Source organism: Pseudoalteromonas sp. T1lg23B, assembly GCF_002964665.1.
Taxonomy (GTDB): Bacteria; Pseudomonadota; Gammaproteobacteria; order Enterobacterales; family Alteromonadaceae; genus Pseudoalteromonas.
This window is the reverse complement of the sequence record NZ_PQBZ01000020.1, coordinates 1-734: the sequence shown is the minus strand read 5'-3', so window position 1 is coordinate 734 and position 734 is coordinate 1. Positions and strand designations below refer to the sequence as shown.

Annotated in this window: 1 protein-coding gene; it reads right to left on the bottom strand. The window is 40.3% G+C overall.

The window, feature by feature from the left end; translation table 11 throughout:
- Positions 1-376 precede the first annotated feature (376 nt).
- Positions 377-734: hypothetical protein (locus tag C2M32_RS06525; RefSeq protein ID WP_158678150.1), on the bottom strand; the 358-nt coding region annotated here is incomplete at its 5' end.

The window sequence follows — 734 nt, the reverse complement described above, 5'->3', positions numbered from 1 at the left end:
AGTGCCCACACAGATGATTGCTTCATATTTTTAAAGAACGTTTCGAAAAGCTTTCGCGTTTCGAGGGATGTGCATTCTAAGCATTCCCTAGTTTTTGTCAACACTTAATTTTAAGAAGTTTTAAAGTTAAGTTTTACTCGACCCTGACTCGTTGTTGCTTTGCTTAATCAGCGTAGCGCTCCCAGCCATGGTTGATAAGCTTAATTTTAGAAAGTACGACGTTGGCTTTCTTATTGTTTGGGGGGCTTTGTATTTATGTTCAGTATAAAAAACACAAAGAAGGAGTGAAATGGTATCACTTAGGGTTATTAATTGGCGCACCAATCATATTCACTTCATATCAAATATATACCTATGGTGATAGATTTACTACTTCCTAATCATGTACCACAAATCGCGTAACACAGTGTCCTGTAAATCGCTTGATGACAATGGGATCGGTTTCGTCGTCATCATAGCGCTTTACCTTGTAGTGATAATCCAGTTCAATTTCCTTGCCAAGGTATCGTTTATAGTTGGCTGTACGATAACAGTGCCGGTGTAATCCTTTCCCTTTTGGCGATTGATGAAAAACCGTGTCACCGATTTGATAAACATAGGAGCTGCCACGACCAACCTCTTCCAACAGCGTCAGCTTTCCTCGTAAGGTTGTCACCACCTCTGAGTAGCGCGTTTCAATCTCAATTTCTCTTGCATCATCCTCAAAACCAAAGATAGAGAACCCACAATAGCCT